Origin of the sequence: Streptomyces sp. NPDC051320 (assembly GCF_040682175.1) — a bacterium.
GTDB lineage: Bacteria > Actinomycetota > Actinomycetes > Streptomycetales > Streptomycetaceae > Streptomyces.
The window spans coordinates 23,390-42,381 of record NZ_JBFBAL010000024.1 but is presented as its reverse complement, the minus strand read 5'-3'; the positions used below and the strand labels follow the sequence as shown (position 1 = coordinate 42,381).

General features: G+C 68.2%; 16 protein-coding genes and 1 pseudogene. 4 read left to right on the top strand and 13 right to left on the bottom strand.

The features are described from left to right. Positions 1-282: 282 nt before the first annotated feature. Positions 283-930, bottom strand: a complete 648-nt coding sequence (locus AB0M87_RS31835) for a methyltransferase domain-containing protein (protein ID WP_365859163.1) — start codon at positions 928-930, stop codon at positions 283-285. Positions 931-1,057: 127 nt separating this feature from the next. Next, positions 1,058-1,471, bottom strand: coding sequence for an ATP-binding protein (locus tag AB0M87_RS31830; protein ID WP_365859161.1), 414 nt, complete (start codon positions 1,469-1,471; stop codon positions 1,058-1,060). 630 nt (positions 1,472-2,101) lie between these two features. Here AB0M87_RS31830 and AB0M87_RS31825 point away from each other — a divergent pair. After that, positions 2,102-2,440 carry a MerR family transcriptional regulator gene (locus AB0M87_RS31825; protein WP_365859159.1) on the top strand — a complete coding sequence of 113 codons (339 nt, stop codon included), beginning with the start codon at positions 2,102-2,104 and terminating at the stop codon, positions 2,438-2,440. 95 nt (positions 2,441-2,535) lie between these two features. Here AB0M87_RS31825 and AB0M87_RS31820 read toward each other — a convergent pair whose 3' ends face one another. Both AB0M87_RS31820 and AB0M87_RS31815 read right to left on the bottom strand, forming a co-directional pair. Further along, entirely contained in the window at positions 2,536-3,768 is a 1,233-nt protein-coding gene (locus tag AB0M87_RS31820) for a PP2C family protein-serine/threonine phosphatase (protein ID WP_365859157.1), read from the bottom strand. Positions 3,769-4,000: 232 nt separating this feature from the next. Next, positions 4,001-5,518, bottom strand: a complete 1,518-nt coding sequence (locus AB0M87_RS31815) for a CehA/McbA family metallohydrolase (protein ID WP_365859155.1) — start codon at positions 5,516-5,518, stop codon at positions 4,001-4,003. Between the two features lie 203 nt (positions 5,519-5,721). Between AB0M87_RS31815 and AB0M87_RS31810 the strand changes: the two genes are divergently transcribed. Further along, positions 5,722-6,549: an LLM class F420-dependent oxidoreductase gene (locus tag AB0M87_RS31810; protein WP_365859153.1), complete on the top strand. Its 828-nt coding sequence runs from the start codon at positions 5,722-5,724 to the stop codon at positions 6,547-6,549. 463 nt (positions 6,550-7,012) lie between these two features. On the opposite strand, the pseudogene AB0M87_RS31805 reads toward AB0M87_RS31810, so the two are convergent. The 8 genes and pseudogenes from AB0M87_RS31805 to AB0M87_RS31770 form a co-directional block, all read right to left on the bottom strand. Next, positions 7,013-7,829 (bottom strand): annotated as a pseudogene (locus AB0M87_RS31805) (IS5 family transposase). A gap of 199 nt (positions 7,830-8,028) precedes the next feature. Beyond that, a complete protein-coding gene (locus tag AB0M87_RS31800) occupies positions 8,029-8,178 on the bottom strand; it encodes a hypothetical protein (RefSeq protein WP_365859151.1) in 150 nt (49 codons plus the stop codon). Between the two features lie 395 nt (positions 8,179-8,573). Further along, positions 8,574-9,290, bottom strand: a complete 717-nt coding sequence (locus AB0M87_RS31795; RefSeq protein ID WP_365859149.1) for a hypothetical protein — start codon at positions 9,288-9,290, stop codon at positions 8,574-8,576. Continuing rightward, complete coding sequence (locus tag AB0M87_RS31790) at positions 9,287-9,859, bottom strand: hypothetical protein (RefSeq protein WP_365859147.1); 573 nt, start codon at positions 9,857-9,859, stop codon at positions 9,287-9,289. The genes AB0M87_RS31795 and AB0M87_RS31790 overlap by 4 nt, the downstream gene beginning before the upstream one ends. A 14-nt stretch (positions 9,860-9,873) precedes the next feature. Next, complete coding sequence (locus AB0M87_RS31785; protein ID WP_365859145.1) at positions 9,874-11,157, bottom strand: putative T7SS-secreted protein; 1,284 nt, start codon at positions 11,155-11,157, stop codon at positions 9,874-9,876. Continuing rightward, entirely contained in the window at positions 11,154-11,468 is a 315-nt protein-coding gene (locus tag AB0M87_RS31780; RefSeq protein ID WP_365859143.1) for a hypothetical protein, read from the bottom strand. Before AB0M87_RS31780 ends, AB0M87_RS31785 begins: the two co-directional genes overlap by 4 nt. A gap of 40 nt (positions 11,469-11,508) precedes the next feature. Beyond that, positions 11,509-12,372, bottom strand: a complete 864-nt coding sequence (locus AB0M87_RS31775; protein ID WP_365859169.1) for a hypothetical protein — start codon at positions 12,370-12,372, stop codon at positions 11,509-11,511. Positions 12,373-12,536: 164 nt separating this feature from the next. Beyond that, the gene (locus tag AB0M87_RS31770) at positions 12,537-13,193 is read right to left on the bottom strand and encodes a hypothetical protein (protein WP_365859141.1); all 657 of its coding nucleotides are present in this window, start codon (positions 13,191-13,193) and stop codon (positions 12,537-12,539) included. A gap of 351 nt (positions 13,194-13,544) precedes the next feature. Here AB0M87_RS31770 and AB0M87_RS31765 point away from each other — a divergent pair, with 351 nt between their 5' ends. Further along, positions 13,545-16,142 (top strand): bifunctional FO biosynthesis protein CofGH, encoded by a 2,598-nt coding sequence (locus AB0M87_RS31765; protein WP_365859139.1) that lies wholly within the window; start codon positions 13,545-13,547, stop codon positions 16,140-16,142. Positions 16,143-16,183: 41 nt separating this feature from the next. Then, on the top strand, positions 16,184-17,299 hold the full coding sequence (locus tag AB0M87_RS31760; RefSeq protein WP_365859137.1) for an ADP-ribosylglycohydrolase family protein: 1,116 nt from the start codon (positions 16,184-16,186) through the stop codon (positions 17,297-17,299). Positions 17,300-17,365: 66 nt separating this feature from the next. Here AB0M87_RS31760 and AB0M87_RS31755 read toward each other — a convergent pair whose 3' ends face one another. Beyond that, a complete protein-coding gene (locus AB0M87_RS31755; RefSeq protein ID WP_365859135.1) occupies positions 17,366-18,958 on the bottom strand; it encodes a sodium:solute symporter family protein in 1,593 nt (530 codons plus the stop codon). Between the last annotated feature and the right edge of the window lie 34 nt (positions 18,959-18,992).

The window sequence follows — 18,992 nt, the reverse complement described above, 5'->3', positions numbered from 1 at the left end:
TCGGCGCTCGTATCCCGACGCCCGCATCTCGAAGCTCAAGCTTCCGGTGACACCCCTCGGTGATACCCCGAAGGAGTGAACGCCCCGCCCCGGCTCCCGACTCCCCAGACTCGGACGTCGAGAGCCGAGAGCCGAGCTTCGGGCGAGCGTGAAGGGAAGGTTCGTTTCGATCCCCTGTCCTACGCCCGTGAGACGGCGCGCAGTCGAGAACCTGGGGAAGTGCCAGGGGCTCCGGGCCCGGCAAAAGATCGGCCGGACAGGACCTTGTGAGACGGCCTCTCCCTAGGCTTTCCGTGCGAGCAGTTGAATCTCCTGGAACTGCCGCCGGTCGGTCGGCTGCGGCTCACGAACCATCCGGGCCACCTCCGCCAATCCGGACTTGCGCAGCATCGCGGCGAGGTGATCAGGCGACCACCGATAGGCCAGGGCGACTGCGTGATCGAAGGCCTGCGTCAGGTGAGACGGACCATCGCTTGCCGAAAAGCCGAGCAGAAGGTGGCCGCCAGGTGCCAGCACGCGGTGGAACTCCACGAGGATGGCGGGCAGTTCATGCGGCGGGGTGTGGATGATGGACCACCGTGAGAGTACGCCGCCCAGCGTGCCGTCAGCGATGTTCAACGCGGTCATCGAGCCCACGTCGAACCGCAGGGCCGGGTACGCCTGTCGAGCCAACTTGATCATCGCAGGCGAGGCATCAACACCGAACGCCGCCAGGCCCAGCCCGTCCAGATGAGCAGTGATATGGCCAGGCCCGCACCCCAGGTCCGCGACCCGGACTTCCCCACTCGCGGTGGCGACCTCGGCGAAGGCACCCAGGATCGCGCGGTCCAGGGCACTGTCACGCAGCGTGTCGCGGAACAGCTCCGCGTAGGTGGGCGCAGCAGCGTCGTAAGCCTCGCGGGTGGCAGCGAGGGCCTCGTGTTCGACCATGCTCGCCACGGTAGTTCCCGTGCTCCTTGGTGCGTGCCGGGCGCCACGGCGAGCGCGGCGGGATGGCGGGCGGCGAGGCGGTCGTCCGCTCTCGGGACAATTGGTGCCCGCCTGGGTCCGGGGCGCGTCACCTCGGGAGGCGGGCGAGGATGGTTTTGCCCTGCCCGGGGTCGCACGTGACGGTCAGGCTGCTGGTCAGGCTGCGAACCATGTGCCAGCCGAAGCCGCCGGTGCTGCCGTTCAGGTCGGGGGCCCGCACCTGTGGGGGTGCGTGGCTGAGGTCGCTGACGGCGACGTTCACCGTATCGGGGGTGGCGCTCAGCTCGAGGGTGTAGCGGCCGCCGCCGTGACGCAGTGCGTTGGTGGTCAGTTCGGTGACCACCAGGGCGAGAGTTTCCGCCGCCTCGGTGGCCAGTGCCGGGTCGAGTCCGTCGGCGAAGGCCCGGGCGATGTCGCGGGCGCGGGGCACGCCGGCCGGGCTGTCGTCCTCGAGGACCAGGCCGGAGGTGGCACGGTCCGTGTCGGTCGTCGTCTCGCTCATGCGCTGACACCCCGCCTGCGTCGGTTGTACCGCTGAGCCAGGCTTGTGCCCCCCGGATCCGGGCTTCAACCCCTCCAGTACGTCTTTCGGGGGGCGCGCGGGCCAAGGTATGGCACCCCGGCTGTGCCGGAAATCTGTTGCCCGGAGAGTAGACATGGGCGCTCGCCGGAGCTAGTGTTTCCCTCGTAGCCAAGAAGTCGCAGAAGGGCGCGGCAGACACGAACTGCTGCGCATGCAGGTTGAGCAAGAAGCGGAACGGCAGGGGAGTGACAGGGCCGGAAGTGGAGGGTCCTTTCACTGACTGCCGGGCCGGGCGGCCCCAGGGGCCGCACAGCAATACCCGCAACATCGAGCAGCACAGCCCATTGATGGAACGAGGAAGGAGCTCACCGCCATCAGGATCGCCCGGGCGAGGAACAGACCGCTCGGGTACCGCAGACCCCGGAACGGAAGGTGGTCCCCGGTCAAACATCCGCGATCCCCGCACATCCGCTCTTCCAGGCGGACACGCGGAAAAAGAAGGCCGGTGCAAGTCAGCCGGTAGATGGTGTTGAAAGCTCGGGGCCCGAGTGCCGTACGGCACCCGGGCCCCTCGATGCGTCCTTCGAAAGAATTCGAAAGAAGAGGTTTATGCCCCCTCGCAGTTCCCGCCCCGTCGACAGTCTCGACGACGACGATTACCCCGCCTACACCATGGGCCGGGCCGCCGACATGCTCGGCACCACCCCCGCCTTCCTGCGGGCCCTCGGCGACAACCGCCTCATCACCCCGCTGCGCTCCGAAGGCGGCCACCGCCGCTACTCCCGCTACCAGCTGCGCATCGCCGCCCGCGCCCGCGAGCTCGTCGACCAGGGAACCCAGATCGAAGCGGCCTGCCGCATCGTCATCCTCGAGGACCAGCTCACAGAAGCCCAGCGCATCAACGAAGAACTGCGCACCGACGAGACCGGATCACAGGCCTCGGCCTGACCGGACGCGCACCGCGAAAAGAGTGCGCCGTTGCCCGGGGTTCCGGGCCTTTCCTGGCCGTGAGAACGGCCAGGACCGTGGGCGATGTGTCTTTTTCAGAGGAGGACCGGAGTGACGGGCGGCAGCTGCGGCCCGGGTTGCCACTCGAAGAGCACGATGGTGGCGTCGTCGCTGAGCTGATGGTGGTGGGCGAGGATCGAGTGGATGAGGCGGCGCAGGACCTCGTAGGCGGGTTCTCCCGCGGCGGTGGCGCGGATGATGAAGTCGGCGAAGGTGTCCAGGCCGAACATCTCGCCGGAATCCGAGCGGGCTTCGGTGACGCCGTCGGTGTAGAGCAGGACCCGGTCACGGGGCTGGAGCTGCTCGTGGTGCACTTGCCGCTCGTGGCCGGTGAACGTACCGAGGCCCAGCGGACTCTCCGAAGGACGCTCGAGCGCGCCGTGCATCAGGCGTTGATCGCGGATGAGGAGCGGCGGTGGGTGACCGGCGTTGGTCCAGGTCAACTCGCCGGTGGGCAGGTCGAGGTGGGCGAAGATTCCGGTGCAGTACCGGTCGGGGAACTCCGCGGCGAGGGTGTCGTCGACGCTGCCGGTCAGGTCCTTCAGGTCGGCGCCGCTGCGGCGGGCGTTGCGGCACCCGGCCAGGGCCACCGAGGTGGTCAGGCCGGCCTTCAGGTCGTGGCCCATCGAGTCCAGGATCGTGGTGTGCAGCGTGTGGTCGATCAGCGAGTGGTCGAAGCCGTCACCCCCGATGTCGTAGGCGGGCTCCAGGACGGCGGTGGACAGAACGTTCTGGGCTTGCAGCGTCCGCGGCGGCAGGAACGCCCACACCATTTCGGCGGGCAGATGCATCGCCTCCCGGCGCTTGACGCCGGTGAAGATGTCGCTGTGACTGCCCTTGGAGACCACGATCAGGGTGAGCAGGGTGGCCAGCGACCGGCAGAACCGCAGGGTCGGGGCGTCCAGGCAATCACCGCGCAGGCCCAGCACACCCATCCGCTCGACGCCGTCCATCATCGGCGTCCACAGCTGGAGCCCGCCCGTCTCGGCTTCCGTGACGCGCAGCGAGGCGGTGCGGTAGGACCAGCCGGCGAGACTGTCATCGATATCCAGCACGGGCGGCTCCCGGTCACCCTCCGGCGCCTCGGGTTGCGGCATGGGGATGAGGACATCCTGCTGAACGTCGGCGAGGTAGATAGTCAGGTCCCGCAGACCCAGCAGCGCCGCGCACCGGCGGGTCAGCTCCGGGACCTCCCCCAGGCCGACCTGCTCGAACTCATGCAGTAGTTCGTCCAGCGCCCGGAAGCCGACGATGGTCATCTCGTCCATGAGGCCACCCGCCTTCTGAAGGACCGCTGACGCAGCTGCCCTGTATTGCCGGCCTTCTGCGACGTTGCCGCCGGGCATACGGCCAAGTGGCCGCACTACCCAGATAACCGCTGATCAGCGGCCCTGTCCACCGCCCGCGGACCTCAGCGCGAGCTGAGGTCCGCGTACCTGCCGCAGCCCCCGCCCGTACTCGCCGGAACGCCGTTCGTCCTCGCGTCAGGGCGCGGTGGCCTCAGCCGCCCAGGAACACCGGATTGGTCAGCGCGGCCAGCGGTCCCGGCAGGCCCGTCACCACCGGTGCGTGCCGGACCTCCGCTCGTACGTATGCGGCGTACGCAGGCGTGGTCGCCCACTCCACCGCCCCGGCCCCGGACTCCGGTAGCGACACCGTGTACAGCGTGCCCTGGTCGGTGACCAAGTCCGCCGTGCACCCGGACGGCGCCCCGGTGACTACGAGCCGGACCGTCACCGGGGTGTCGGCGGGCACCCGGAGCCGTTCCCCGATGCCGGCGTGGAGCGCGCGGCCGCCGGAGGCGCCGAAGGTGAGCGAGATCGCCGAGGACTCCGCGATGTAGGAGCGGCCGGCCCGGATGCCGGCCAGGATGGCTTCCCGGCTGAGCTCGTCGGCGAGCACCACGGTCTGCGGCAGACCGATCCGGTCCGGTTCCCGGTGCGCGTCGCTGTTGCCCATCGCCGGGGTCCAACCGGTGCCGCTGACCAGGGTGTTGTCCCAGTCGGCGACCGATACCTCGTCGTCCACCGTGTACGGGCCGTTCCACACCTCCACCGCGTCCGCTTCACCGAAGCCGAACTTCCAGTTGCAGCCGATGCAGGTGGCGTGCGGGTGGGCGGGTACGACCAGGCCACCGGCCCGGCGGATCTCCCGGGCGTAGTGGCCGAAGCGGTTGTCGCGGGCGCGGTAGCGCCAGTCCACCCAGGTGCCGTGGTCGGTGGCGATGCCCAGCACATGGCCGTTGCGGGTGGTGATCTCCTCGCCGGTGAGGATGAGCAGGTCGTCGCCCCACAGTCCGGCCCACGCACTGTGCCCGGAACTCGTGTTGTGCTCACTGGTGTTGATGAAGTCGAGCCCGGCGGCGCGGGCCAGCGCGGCGATCTCGGCGGGCGTGCGCTTCCCGTCGGAGTGCACCGAGTGGAGGTGGCAGTCGCCCCGGTACCAGGCCCGTCCGCGCCCCTTCGCGCGCACCGGCGGATACACCGGCTCCGGCGTTGCGGGGGTCGGCCCGAACCGCAGGGTGATCGTGACGGTGTACGGCAGCCCGTCGGGAGCCGTGGTGTACGGGCCCAGCGCGATGTGCCACCGGCCCGCCCGGATCGGCCCCGGCAGATAGCCGGGTGTCGCCTCGTCGCCACGCAGGAAGAACTCACTGCGCGCGCCGCCCGACCAGCCCCGGAACCCGGCCCGGCCCCCTGCGGTGCCCCGCTCGTCGAAGATGCCGATGTCGAGTGCGTTGCCCTGGGTGCCCGGGGGGACGGGCGGCTTCTCGTACGTGTAGGAGACGGCCAGTTCCCGTACGCCGTGCGGTACGTCCACCGGGAGGTACACGTAGTCCGGCGACCCGGGCGGCAGCGTGCCGTGCACGGTCCGGGTCCGGTCGGCGGCAGGCCCGTCGCCGGGCGTGGCGCCCGCGGGGTCTGCGAAGCTCACGCTTCCCAACGTAAGCGCGGTGGCGGCGCCCGTCACCAGCAGTCCTCGCCTGCCCAGCTCGCCGGCCGTATCTCCAGTGGCCATACCAATAGCTCCAGGTGTCCGGTGGGTGGCACGAGCGGTGGGGTCGAACCGATTCCAACCCTGGTATCGAGCCGTGAACCGGGCGAGAAGGGAAGGGTGCCCGCAGGTGGAGACCCGACGGCCGGGTGGCGCTGTGCCTCGGTTTTCGTGTGGTCCCGGCATATCCTCGGGCGGCCACCCGACCCACGGAGAGGGCTGACCCCATGCGGCTGAGCACCACGATCTTCCTGACGGACCTCACCGTCACCCCCGTGCGCCTGGCACGTGAACTGGAGCAACGCGGCTTCGCCGGGCTGTACCTGCCCGAGCACACCCACATCCCGGTGGAGCGCACCACGCCGTACCCGGCGGGTGGTGAGCTGCCCGACGAGTACGGCCGGACACTCGACCCGTTCGTGGCGCTGGCCCAGGCGGCCGCGGTGACCGACACCCTGACCCTGGGCACCGGCATCACGCTCATCGCCCAGCACGACCCGATCGACCTGGCCAAGCAGATCGCGACCCTCGACCACCTGTCGGGCAGCCGCTTCACGCTCGGCCTCGGCTTCGGCTGGAACAAGGAGGAGGCCGCCGACCACGGCGTGCAGTGGGCGGACCGCCGGGAACTCGGCCGGGAGCGGATGGCACTGATGCGGGCGCTGTGGGCGCCCGAACCGACCGCGTACACCGGGAAGTTCGCTTCGGTACGCGCCAGCCACGCCCACCCCAAGCCGCGCGGCGGCAGCGTCCGCACCCTGGTGGGCGGGGCCGCGGGCCCCCAACTCTTCGCGCACATCGCCGCGTACGCGGACGGCTGGCTGCCGATCGGTGGCCGTGGCCTGAGCGAGTCGATCCCGGCGCTGCGCCAGGTGTGGACGGACGCGGGCCGCGACCCGGCGACCCTGCACGTCGTGCCGTACGCCGTACTGCCCAGCGCCGGCAAGCTGTCCCGGTTCGCGGAGCTCGGCATCGAGGAGGTGGTGCTGCAGCTGCCGTCGGGGGACGAGAAGACGGTACTGCGGTCGCTCGACGCGTACGCGGAACACCTCTGACCGGGCGGGCCGGGCGAGTTCATCGACAGGTGGACGAGATGCTGGACACCGGCGGTGGGCTTAGAACCTCTAACGGAATGGCCTCACCGGGTGTGTCGGTGAGCGCGGTTGGTACTGTCCGGCCGTGACTCTGACGGACCTTCGTGACGGATTCCGCGACGCTGAGCAGCGGCAGTGTGTCCAGGCAATGATCGCCAGTCGCCTTGCGGACGATCGCGAGCCGCAGGAGTGTCGATATCTCATGCGCTTCTGGTGGCAGCTGAGCATGCCGTACCAGGAGGTATCGGTTGCGGAACTGCGCCTAAATGTCGGCCAGCAGAAGCTAGACGTCGTGATGGAACTCGATCAGCGCCATCAGGTCATCCCACGAGGAGATCGACGCATGGCTAGCCGGCGCAGTGCAGACGTTCCCGGTGCTTCAGGACCATGGCTTCAGCGCTACCTCGGACAGCCACGATGGAGGCTAGAGCCTCGGCAGACGTTGCCAGCAGATCAGTGCGCATCCGAGGGTGAGGAAGGCTTCGTGGATGTCGTCACGGATCTCCCAGTGGATCCGCAGGCGGCGGAACCAGTGCAGGTGAGCGAACGCGCGCTCCACGACCCAACGTTGGCTTCCGAGGCCGGAACCGTGCTCGGTGCCGCGGCGGGCAATGACTGGCTTCACGCCGAGGTCCCGGACAAGCCTGCGGTACTTGTCGTGGTCGTAGCCGCGGTCCCCGCGTACAACCTACGGTCGGCGGCGCGGCCGGCCGCGTTTGCCGCGCACGGGCGGTACGGCCTGCAGAAGTAGGATGAGCTGCGTGACGTCGTTGCGATTCCCGCCGGTCAGCGTGGCCGCAAGTGGGATGCCAGTGGCGTCGGTGATCGCGTGGTGCTTGCTGCCCGTCCTGCCCCGGTCAACGGGGCTTCGTCCCGTTGCGGAGCCCCTTTTAAGGCCCGGATATGGGAGCCGTCGACTGCAGCCCGGGAGAAGTCCAGGGCGTTCGCGCAGCGGAGCTTGGCGAGGAGAACCTCGTGCAGCCGGGGCCACACACCGGCCTCGGTCCACTCGGCCAGGCGGCGCCAGCAGGTCATGCCCGAGCCGAAGCCGAGTTCCTGCGGCAGGTGTTCTGTTCCCAGGCGATCCCGGTATGCAGTACGAACAGGATCCCCTGAAACACCAGCCGGTCCGGATGCCTCCTTCGCCCCGGATGACGTGCCCGGCGTTCCACCTTGGGTAACAACGGCTCGACCACCGCCCACAACTCGTCATCGACGTCCCATGGCTTCGGCCGAGCCATCCCACACCCCCGGATCAACGTTCCCGGAGTGATCCAACCACCTAAAAGATCATTTCGTTAGGAGTTCTTAGGGGCCCCCGCGCCGGCGGCACAGTCATGTCCGTGTGGCGCAGAGCGAGGCCATGGTGCACTGCTGTGGCGCACACACCAGGCCGACCGGCGCAGGCCCGTGGCTCGCCACTGGGCGAGCGGCGCGCGGTCAGACCCAGCGCAGGGAGTGCGCGATGGCGTCGCAAAGTTCGCCCATCGGACTGTTCGCGCCGCTGAGCGGCATGGAGAAGGCGAGGTGGAGGTATCCGACGTCGCCGGGCATGCGGACGTGGAAGTCCATGGTTGTGTTCGTGATCACACGGACTGCCTCACCGGCGGGCAGTTTAAAGACGTCCACCTCTGAGTCCGAACCCGTACGGTGTTCCAGAGCCTCAGCGACGGCGGTCGGTTGGGGGGCCGGCCGACGGGGTGTGAGCGCCACCGATACCAGGAGGGAGGCAGGTACGACTGCGCCACCCGGTGACTCGCTTCTGAGGAAGAACTCCAGTGCTCCTTGCGCGACTGCGCCTTCGGCTGTGTTGCGCAAGGCCGTCCACACGGTGCGCGTGACGTCTCCCGGGACGCGACTGCTCGCAGACTCCTTGTCGATAAAAGTCTTCAGCTGGGCGCGCCAGCGCTCGTGCGTGAGGTCGACGCGGAACCAATCGCGGGGCACCAGGAGTCGGTAGTCCGATGCGGGCGCTTCGGCCGTGGTCATGCTCCAGCTCGGGCGGTGATCAGAGCCGATCCGTCTGTGTTGAACAGGCGGATGCTGCTAGCGATGTTGCCGAACAGTGTGGCGAAGGTGTCCCACCCGGTCATGGTTGGCGTGTCCATCTCCATCACGAAAGTGGTGCCATTCGGGAGCGGTACGTAAACGCGTATGAATGACGTGGCAAACACCGCGGGCAAACCGGCATCGGCCAGCTCTCCGGTAACGCGCTCCTGACGGGTTCCGACACAAGACACTGCGAGTCCGCAGGGCAGCTCGATCTCCGTGACCTCGTTGCCGCTGCCTGTACGGCGCAGGCTGGCTGCGATCGCCCTGATGGGATTCGCGACCCCATCGGGGCTGTCCACGAGGGATGTGAACACGGTAGCGCTGCATGGCGTTTCATCGAGCGCCAGTACGCAGATGGCGGCGTACTCGGCTCCGGCAGTCACCAGATCATCGAGGCCAAGCGCGCAGAGAACTCCGAACTTGAGCTGCTCTTCGCCGGGCACGCCGGGGAGAGCCTTGGCCGTAAGTTCTTCCAGGATCCGGACCGCCTCGTCATCGTCATCTACCGCGACGGGCAGGTCGTGGAAAACCTCTGGCATCACCCAGCGCACATGAATGTTGTCGGATCGGCCGATGGACTGTGTGGCGCGCTCCTGTGAGGGGTTGGTGCGAGGCGGAACGGTGTGCGATCTGGAAATCTCTGTGGTCACGCGGATTCGCCGCTTTCGGGAATGGAGAGCTCTGGGGCGTCAGGGAAGAACCTCCGTGAAGAGGCGTACATGCCGTAATAGGGATAAGTCGTCGGGATGTCGGCTCCGCCACGGCGTGCGATGCCGGCGATCTCCCGGTACAAGCGCACCCGGCAGCGCATGTTGCGCAGAGACGGGTCGTGCAAGGTGGGGCGTCGCCAGAGGTAGAGCCCCAGCATCAATCCGATGACGATCAGTGCGTCCACGCAGACGAAGGCGATCTGGAATGCACGGGGCCTCTGGGAGGCAACCAGATCCCAGAATGGCCAGGCGCCGAGCGTGAACGCGGCCAGCGGTAGGCTGGCCACACATCCGACGAGGCGTCCTTTCCGGTTGTCCTCCCACCGCTGCGCCAGTAGCCCGTGAACAGCCTTGTCATTGAGGAAGTCGAAACGCACATCGCGCCCGAATTTTTCGGCCGCCGCTTTGGCGGCGGGAACAGCAGCGATGACCGACGAGGAGACCACCTGGTGGACCCCGCCGTCGTCTCCCATGAACTGACCGACAGACAAGCCTTGTTGCTCACTCATTCGGTGTCTCCTTCTCATCCGGCCGACGACAGCGCGGCATGGAACGAAGCCGAGGGTGGGCTGGGTTGCGGCGTCGGTGATGGAGTGACGGCCCCGCGGGGCGCACGCGGAGTCGTGTCCGGCACCGGGGTGGGGCGGGCGCTTCCTGGCGGGGGGCTGACGTTGTGCGGAGCATCGTTCCCAGGCAGGCTCTTGCGCGCCTTGAGGATCGACGTTACATACAGGTTGGTCAGTCCGGCACCCTTGATGTACCGCGTAACGACCTCCGGATCCCAACCCCCGGCGGGAAGCTTCGGCGTCGCAATGCCCCGCTTGGCGAGCAACTTGGAGGCATACGTGACACCCTTGTTGATGTTCTTCGCTGCGAATCCGTTGGTGAAGGCGCCCCAGACTCCTCTCTGCGCACCAAGCAGGCGTGCCCCCTTGGCTGCCGCGGTCAGGCCTTTCAGTGCACCGACGCCGGGGACGATGCCGACCGCGTCGACGCCAATCTTCAGCGCGTCGAACTTTCCGCCGCGGGCGAATGCGTCGTACAGGCGTCCTGTCAAAGCGCCGGCACTGGCAACGGAAGCCAGGCCAACGATGACCGCAGCCGCGAGACCGCCGGTCAAGACGATCGCAGCGGCCAGAGCGACCACTGCCAGGATCGTCGCGGCGGTCGATAGCCAATCCGCATGGTCCGCCAGCCAGTCCAGCACGCCGCCGGGATCCCGAACCCCGTCGTGGTGAATCACATTCTTGATCTTCTTGGCCGCACGGTTCGCAGCGTCGTCGCGTATGTCCTTAGCGCTTTCGATCTTGCTGCGTGCCTTGGCCATCTCCCCTGCGGCATCATCCCGCTTCTTCTGCTGCTTGCTGCGTTCCACATGGTCGTCCTTCGAAGGAACGGTCCCCGCATACGGCTCCAGCGCCTTGACCGCTGCTTTGTGGCCGGTCTCTGCGTCGCGGAACTCCTCCAGGGCCCTGTCCGCCATGCGCTGCGCCCGGTGGAGCTCGCCGGCGTACTCGTCCGACTCACCATCCCTGACCTTGGTGCCCAGTGCGGTCGCGGCCTCGTCGTAACGGTCATAGGCCTTTTTCAGCCGACCGGCGGTGTCCCCCGCGGTCTCGTGGAAGGCGCGGCCTGCGTCGCTGTCCCAGCCCTCGACCGACGCCAGGGCCCGGATGTTCCGCGCCTGCTTGTCGATCTCCTGGGCCATCCCACGCATCTTCTTGCCGAGTCGGGCCACCTCGTGCGGATCGCCGGGAACTGGGTCGGAGTCGTACATCGGCGTCCAGTCGGACGGTCGGGTGGTCACTGCTTCCCCTTCTTCCCGCTCTTGTTGGCGTTCCGGAGCGCTTCCGCGAGCTCGTGATCAAGTTTGTCGTAGGACTTGGCCGCGTTGGCGGTGAACTTGGCCAGGTTCTCGATGTCCTTCATCAGCTTCTTGCGGCTTTTCTTCCATGTCTCGGAGAAGTCATCGAAGATGTCACGGAGCTTGTCGCTGCCCAACTCGTCCTCGTAGCCCTCGGCGGGATTGCCGTGCTCCGTGAACTCGTTGTGAATACGAAAAAGCGAGTTCGAGCAGTCCTTGATCAGGTCAAGGTCAGCTCTGGTCCTGTCAGCCACGCTGTTCCCCCAAAAGGTGCTGAACTTCAGTGTGCCCGTCTCAGCGGTTAATGGCCTGGATTTCCTGCACGACGACCTTCTGTTCGGCGCCGAAGGTGCCGTCCGGCAGAGTCTGTTCGCCGTCGACGCCCGTGCCGGTCCAGTGGATCTTCCAGGTTACGGTGGCCTTGAGCTGATATGAGCTATCCCCGGACGAGCGCAGGTACTTCACGCCGCACGGCGGGGTTTCGTCGGCCTTGCCCTTGGCGTATGGCTCGCCGATCGAGCCGTCGTTGATTGCGCATTCACCCGAGGCGGGATAAGTATCCGCGTCTTCGGTACCCGGCTCCATTTTGAGCGAGACGGGCACCGCAGTCGTGGTTGCCTGGATATGGAGCGCAGGCACGGATGCGGTAACCGAGACCGGCTTGAACTCGGCGCCATCCAGCCATGCCCATGTCGGCAGGTTGACCTTTGTGGTGCCTTCGGGCGCCAGGTTCACCGCGGTGCCGGGCACGCGGATCTCGGCGTACGCGAGTTGAGCGAGCATCTCGGGCGTGATCGCCTGCGGTATGTCAGCGGGTGGGACATCGCCTTCGTCCACCCAGAAGGTCTGCTTGTCGCAGTCCTGGGCCCCGGGATCGGCTTCCCGCCCCTCGCTGACGTACGAACCCCACCAGTAGCCCTCGCCGGCTTTTTCCTTGTTGAAGTCCTTGTAGGGGTGGCCGTTGACGTACCGGTCCTGCTGCGTGGCATCCCACTCGTAGCCCGTTGAGCCGACCTCCCAGATCTGCCTCATGTACGCCTCCAGTTCTATGGGGGTGTACTTCGGGGCGTAGTAGCAGGGAGGTGGGGACCACGTGGTGGTGGAGGTGACAGCTCCGGCAGCCTTACCGCTGCCGTTCTTCGAACGGTCGAAAACGATGGCTCCAGCTGTTGCGGAGAGCGTGCCGTCCTCGTCGGCGTTGCCCTGTGGCTGGGGCGCAGGGGTCTCAGTGCCTTGGCCACCGCGGCCGCCGGCGTATGCCGCGTGCGGTACAAGGGCCAGTAGACAGGCAAGCCACAACGTCACCGTAGTGACGGATCGCTTCAGGGCTGGCACTGGTCGGCTCCCCGCTTCGAGATGACGTTGGTGGTCTGCCACACGCCCTGGGGGTCCTTGACGAGCTTGGTGTTGTACAGGACGTAACTCTCGGACGTCGTCGGGGTCTTTTCGACCTTGCCGGTCTTCCGGTTCCTGAGGAAGGACTTGCTCTCGTCGGAGCAGTAGACGACGGTCGCGGTGCCGTCGTCTTTCAAGGTCACGGTGCGGTCGAAATACCGGGTTGTCCCCGTCCATGTACGATTGTCGTCCACGTAACCCTTGACGAACGTCCTGGCGCTGTCCAGGGCGCCGTTCGCGCTGTAGAAACTGAGGGCGTTGGTATTCACGCTTCCCTTGAAGATCGCGTCGTCCACGGAGTCGATGCGCTGGGCATTGTCAGCAAGCACTGCGTCCCTTTTGGCGTCTCCTGTCTTCTGGTCCTCGAAGATGTTCTTGGCACCGGTCGCAAATACGATCTTCGGGCGCCCAGCCGGGTGTGATGGGTTCGAGCTCGGCGACGCGGTCGTCCCCTGGCCCACGTCGGCACCTGCGATTTTGTCGCTGTCCTTTGAAGTCTTGTCCCCGCCGCCACACGCGGACAATGACAGGGCTGCGACGGTGGTCAGCACAACTGCAGCGAGCAGGGCGGGGCGGCGATTCACAGTCAACTCCGGGTGGGGAAGGTTCTCGCGAGCAAAGCCACGTTACCCACGGGACGCGTGCGAACACCAGTTGTAGTTCGGCCTGGTGGGAGAGGCGGCGGCGTATCCGGTGGATCACGGTCGCGGTGCGAGAGCCTGTCTGTGCCGTACTTGATGCGGTCGATGCTGGGAGCTACCCCGGTCGCCACGTTGGCCGAGCACATTAAGTGACGAACGAGTGCTGGGGTCCCCTGCTGGGCAAGATCAAGCCCGATACAGGTCTCAAAGTGCTGCTCAACTGGTCCACGTGCTGACGGGCTCTCCGGGCAAGGCGACGCCGACAGGGTCCATTCGCGCTCGTATGCTCGAACCATGACTGATCCGCAGCCCGCAGCACCCACCGCAAATTCCATGCGCCGCGCGCTCAAGCGGGCCAGGGACGGTGTCGCCATCGACGCGGTGGAGGCGGCCGTACTGCTGCAGGCGAGAGGCGACGATCTGCGTGATCTGGCCGCTTCGGCGGCCAGGGTGCGGGATGCGGGGCTGGCGGCGGCCGGGCGGCCGGGGGTCATCACGTACTCGCGCAAGGTGTTCATCCCGCTGACCCGGCTGTGCCGCGACACCTGCCACTACTGCACCTTCGTCACCGTGCCCGGCAAGCTCAGGCGGGCCGGGCACGGGATGTATCTGTCGCCCGACGAGGTGCTCGCGATCGCCCGGCAGGGGGCGGCGATGGGCTGCAAGGAGGCGCTGTTCACGCTCGGCGACCGGCCGGAGGACCGCTGGCCGGAGGCGCGGGAGTGGCTGGAGGCCGAGGGGTACGACGACACCCTCGCCTATGTGCGGGCGATGGCCATCCGGGTTCTGGAGGAGACCGGGCTGCTGCCGCACCTCAACCCGGGGGTGATGTCCTGGACCGACCTGCAGCGGCTCAAGCCGGTGGCCCCCTCCATGGGGATGATGCTGGAGACGACGGCGACCCGGCTGTGGAGCGAGCCGGGCGGCCCGCACCACGGCTCGCCCGACAAGGAACCCGCCGTACGCCTGCGGGTGCTGGAGGATGCCGGGCGCTCCAACGTGCCGTTCACCACCGGTGTGTTGATCGGTATCGGGGAGTCGTACGAGGAGCGCGCCGACGCGTTCTTCGAGCTGCGCAGGACGGCGCGCTCCTACCACGGCATCCAGGAAGTCATCGTGCAGAACTTCCGCGCCAAGCCGGACACCGCGATGCGCGCGATGCCCGACGCGGAACTGGAGGAGCTGGCGGCCGCGATCGCGGTGGCCCGGCACATCCTGGGTCCGTCGGCCCGTATCCAGGCGCCGCCGAACCTGGTGGACGCCGAGTACGCGCTGCTGATCGGCGCCGGCATCGACGACTGGGGCGGTGTCTCCCCGCTGACCCCCGACCACGTCAACCCGGAGCGCCCCTGGCCGCACATCGACGAACTGGCCGAGCGGACCGCGGACGCCGGCTTCCGGCTGCGTGAACGGCTCACCATCTATCCGGAGTTCATCCAGCGCGGCGAGCCCTGGCTGGACCCGCGGCTGCTGCCGCACGTCCGGGCCCTGGCCGATCCGGACACCGGCCTGGCACGCGAGGACGTCACCCCGCAGGGCCTGCCCTGGCAGGAGCCGGACGAGGGTTTCACCGCGAGCGGCCGCACCGATCTGCACCACACCATCGACACCGAGGGCCGGACCACCGACCGGCGTGACGACTTCGACGAGGTCTACGGGGACTGGGAGGCGCTGCGCGAACAGGCGGCGCCCGGCATGGTGCCGTCGCGTATCGACACCGACGTCAAGCAGGCGCTGACGCAGGCCGCCGCCGACCCGACGCTGCTCACCGACGACGAGGCGCTGGCCCTGCTGCACGCCGACGGGCCCGCGCTGGACGCCCTCACCCGGATCGCGGACGAGTTGCGCCGCGAGGTGGTCGGTGACGACGTCACGTACATCGTCACCAGGAACATCAACTTCACCAACGTCTGCTACACCGGCTGCCGTTTCTGCGCCTTCGCCCAGCGCCGGACGGACGCCGACGCGTACACCCTGTCGCTGGACCAGGTCGCCGACCGGGCCGCCCAGGCCTGGGACGTGGGCGCGGTCGAGGTGTGTATGCAGGGCGGCATCCACCCGGACCTGCCGGGCACCGCGTACTTCGACATCGCCCGGGCGGTGAAGGAACGCGTCCCCGGCATGCATGTGCACGCCTTCTCGCCGATGGAGGTGGTGAACGGCGCAACCCGCACCGGGATGTCCCTCCGCGAGTGGCTCACCGCGGCCAAGGAGGCCGGCCTCGGCTCGCTCCCCGGCACAGCGGCCGAAATCCTCGACGACGAGGTCCGCTGGGTCCTCACCAAGGGCAAACTGCCGACAGCCACCTGGATCGAGGTCATCAGCACCGCGCACGAACTGGGCCTGCGCACCTCATCGACGATGATGTACGGCCATGTGGATCAGCCCCGCCACTGGCTCGGCCACTTCCGCACGCTCGGCCGGATCCAGCAGACCGCGCTCGCCCACGGCGTCGCCGGATTCACCGAGTTCGTCACCCTGCCCTTCATCCACACCAACGCCCCCGTCTACCTGGCCGGCATCGCCCGCCCCGGCCCCACCACCCGCGACAACCGGGCGGTCACCGCGATGGCCCGGCTGCTGCTGCACCCGTACATCCCCAACATCCAGACGAGCTGGGTCAAGCTGGGCACCGAGGGCGCCGCCGAGATGCTGCGCTCCGGGGCGAACGACCTGGGCGGCACGTTGATGGAGGAGACCATCTCCCGGATGGCGGGCTCGAGTTACGGCTCGTACCGCTCGGTCCAGGACCTGGCGGCCATCGCGGACCTGGCAGGCCGGCCTGCGCGGCCCCGTACGACGCTGTACGGCGAGGTGCCGCAGGAGCGGGTACGCGCGGCCGCGGCGTCGGACGGGCACCTGCCGGAGCTGCTGCCGGTGCTGGGGGAGTGAGGACCTAGGCGCGCGGTGGCGGTCGATTAGAGTGCTTCGCCATGAGCGCATCACCCACTCCCCTCTGGGGCCGAGCCGAGCAACAGGACTTCCGCAGTCGTGTCCGCGGCTGTCTGCTCGGCGGCGCCCTCGGTGATGCGCTCGGCGCGGGTGTCGCCGGCCTCGGCCTCGCCGCGATACGCGAGACACACGGCCCGGACGGCCTGACCGACCTGGCCCCCGCCTTCGGCAGACGCGGCGCGGTCACCGCCGCCACCCAGCTGTCGCTGTTCACCGTCGACGGACTGATACGGGCCCAGGTACGGCGCGACACCGGCGCCTGGCACCCGCCCACCGACGTCTACCGCGCCCATCTGCGGTGGGCCGCCACCCAGAGCGACTGGGGCCCCGACGAGCGCCGCAAGGACAACGGCTGGCTCGCCTGCGAGGAGTGGCTCTACGCCCGCCGGGATCCGGCACTGACCTGTCTGCTCGGCTTCGGCGACGAGGTGATGGGCACCCTGGAACATCCGAGGAACCCCACCGCCCGCGACGCCGCGGCGGTCAGCCGCTCCGCACCCTTCGGACTGCTCGTCGGCTGGGAGCCCGGCCTGGTCTTTCAACTGGCCGTGGAATGCGCCGCGCAGACCCACGGCCACCCCACCAGTTACCTGAGTGCCGGCGCCTTCGCGGTGACCGTGCACGGTCTGGGACGCGGCGACAGCCTGGACGCCGCCGTCCAGCGCGCCCTCGGCCAACTCGCGGCCCGCCCCGGCCACCAACCGGTCACCGACGCCCTGCAGCACGCGCTCGGCGCCGTACGCCAGGGCATGCCGAATCCGGAGCGCGTCGAGTCGCTGGGCAACGGAGAGGTGGCCGAGGACGCGCTCGCCATCGGCGTCTACTGCGCGCTGGTCGGCGAGGACGTACGGCACGGTCTGCGGCTCGCGGTGAACCACAGCGGCCCCTCGCCCGCCACCGGCGCGATCTGCGGCGCCCTGCTGGGCGCCCTGCACGGCGAGACCGCACTGCCGCCGGCCTGGCTCGCCGAGCTGGAGGGACGTTCCACCGTCCTGGAGCTCGCCGACGACTTCGCGATGGAGATGACCCAGGGCCCCGCCCTGCACGGCCCGGCGCTCAGCACACCCGGCTGGCTGGCCCGGTACCCGCGGGGCTGAGCAGTCCGGCGCCGGGCGCCGGTGGGGCCCGCCCCCCGGGACGGGCCCCACCCACATCCGGGGGCGTCAGCTGCCGGCGCCCTCGTGTCCCAGCACCTTCTCGTCGCCGGGGGCGCCCGGAGCCAGCACCGTGGTGGCGGCCGCGTCCGGTCCCGCACCGGGTCCGTCGCCGTCCGAGTTGATCTTCGCGATGATCGCGTCGCGCTCCGGGGTGTCCTCGGGCCGCACAAAGCCGATGAGGATGTAGAGCACCAGCGAGACCGCCAGCGGCAGCGAGACCTGCCACTCCAGGGCGACGTCCGTGTTGGTCGAGCCGTCCAGGTGGTAGTTGGTGAAGAAGAAGGCGAGCAGTCCCGCCGCCCAGCTGACCAGCGCCGCCGTCGGCCCCGACTTACGGAAGCTGCGCAGCAGCCCCAGCATGAACGGGATCGCGATCGGACCCATCAGTCCGGCCACCCACTTGATGACGACGGTGATGATGTCCTTGAACGTCGGCGAGTTGATCTGGGTCGCCAGCGCCATCGACAGGGCCAGGAACGACAGCGTCGAGATCCGCGCCGCCAGCAGCCCGGTGCGGCTGTTCCAGCTGCGCGCCGCCTTCGATATCACGGGGACGATGTCCCGGGTGAAGACCGCCGAGATCGCATTGGCGTCCGAGGAGCACATGGCCATGGTGTGCGAGAAGAAGCCCACCACGACGAGCCCCAGCAGACCGTGCGGCAGCAGCGACTCGGTCATCAGGGCGTACGAGTCCGAGGCGTCCGGCTTCTGCGCGTGCACCAGCAGCGGAGCGCACCACATGGGGAAGAAGAGGACGGTCGGCCAGACGATCCACAGCACCGCCGAGAGCTGCGCCGAACGCGTCGCGGAGCGTGCGGAGTCGGTGGCCATGTAACGCTGGGCCTGGTTCCACATACCGCCGTTGTACTCGAAGGTCTTGATGAAGAGGTACGCCAGCAGGAAGGTCACCGTGTACGGGCCGGCCGTCGGGTCGGAGTGGCCCGAGGGAAGCTTGTCCCAAATGGTCCACAGCGCGCTGAAGCCGCCCAGCTTGGCCATCGCGGCGACCAGCATCGCGACACCGGCGATCAACTGGATGATGAACTGCCCCAGTTCGGTGAGCGCGTCGGCCCACAGGCCGCCCACCGTGCAGTAGACGGCGGTGATGATGCCGGTGATGAGGATGCCCTGGGTGAGGGTGACCCCGGTGAACACCGACAGCAGGGTGGCGATGGCCGCCCACTTCGCGCCGACGTCCACGATCTTCAGCAGCAGCCCCGACCACGCCAGCGCCTGCTGGGTGGGCAGGTTGTAGCGGTCCTTCAGGTATTCGAGCGGCGACGAGACGCGCAGCCGCGAACGCATCCGGTTGAGCCGTGGTGCGAAGAGTTTCGCCCCGATCCCGATGCCGATCGCGATGGGCAACGACCAGGTGACGAATGAGGTAATGCCGTATTGGTAGGAAATGCCGGCGTAGCCGGTGAACATGACCGCGCTGTATCCGGACATGTGGTGCGAGATGCCCGACAGCCACCACGGCATTCTGCCGCCGGCGGTGAAGAAGTCACTCACATCGTCCACGCGCTTGTGCGACCAGAGGCCGATCGCGATCATCACGCCGAAGTAGCCGATGAGCACGGCCCAGTCGAGACTGTTCATGTGCCCCCTCCAGGGGTCCGCCAGTACTGAGTTC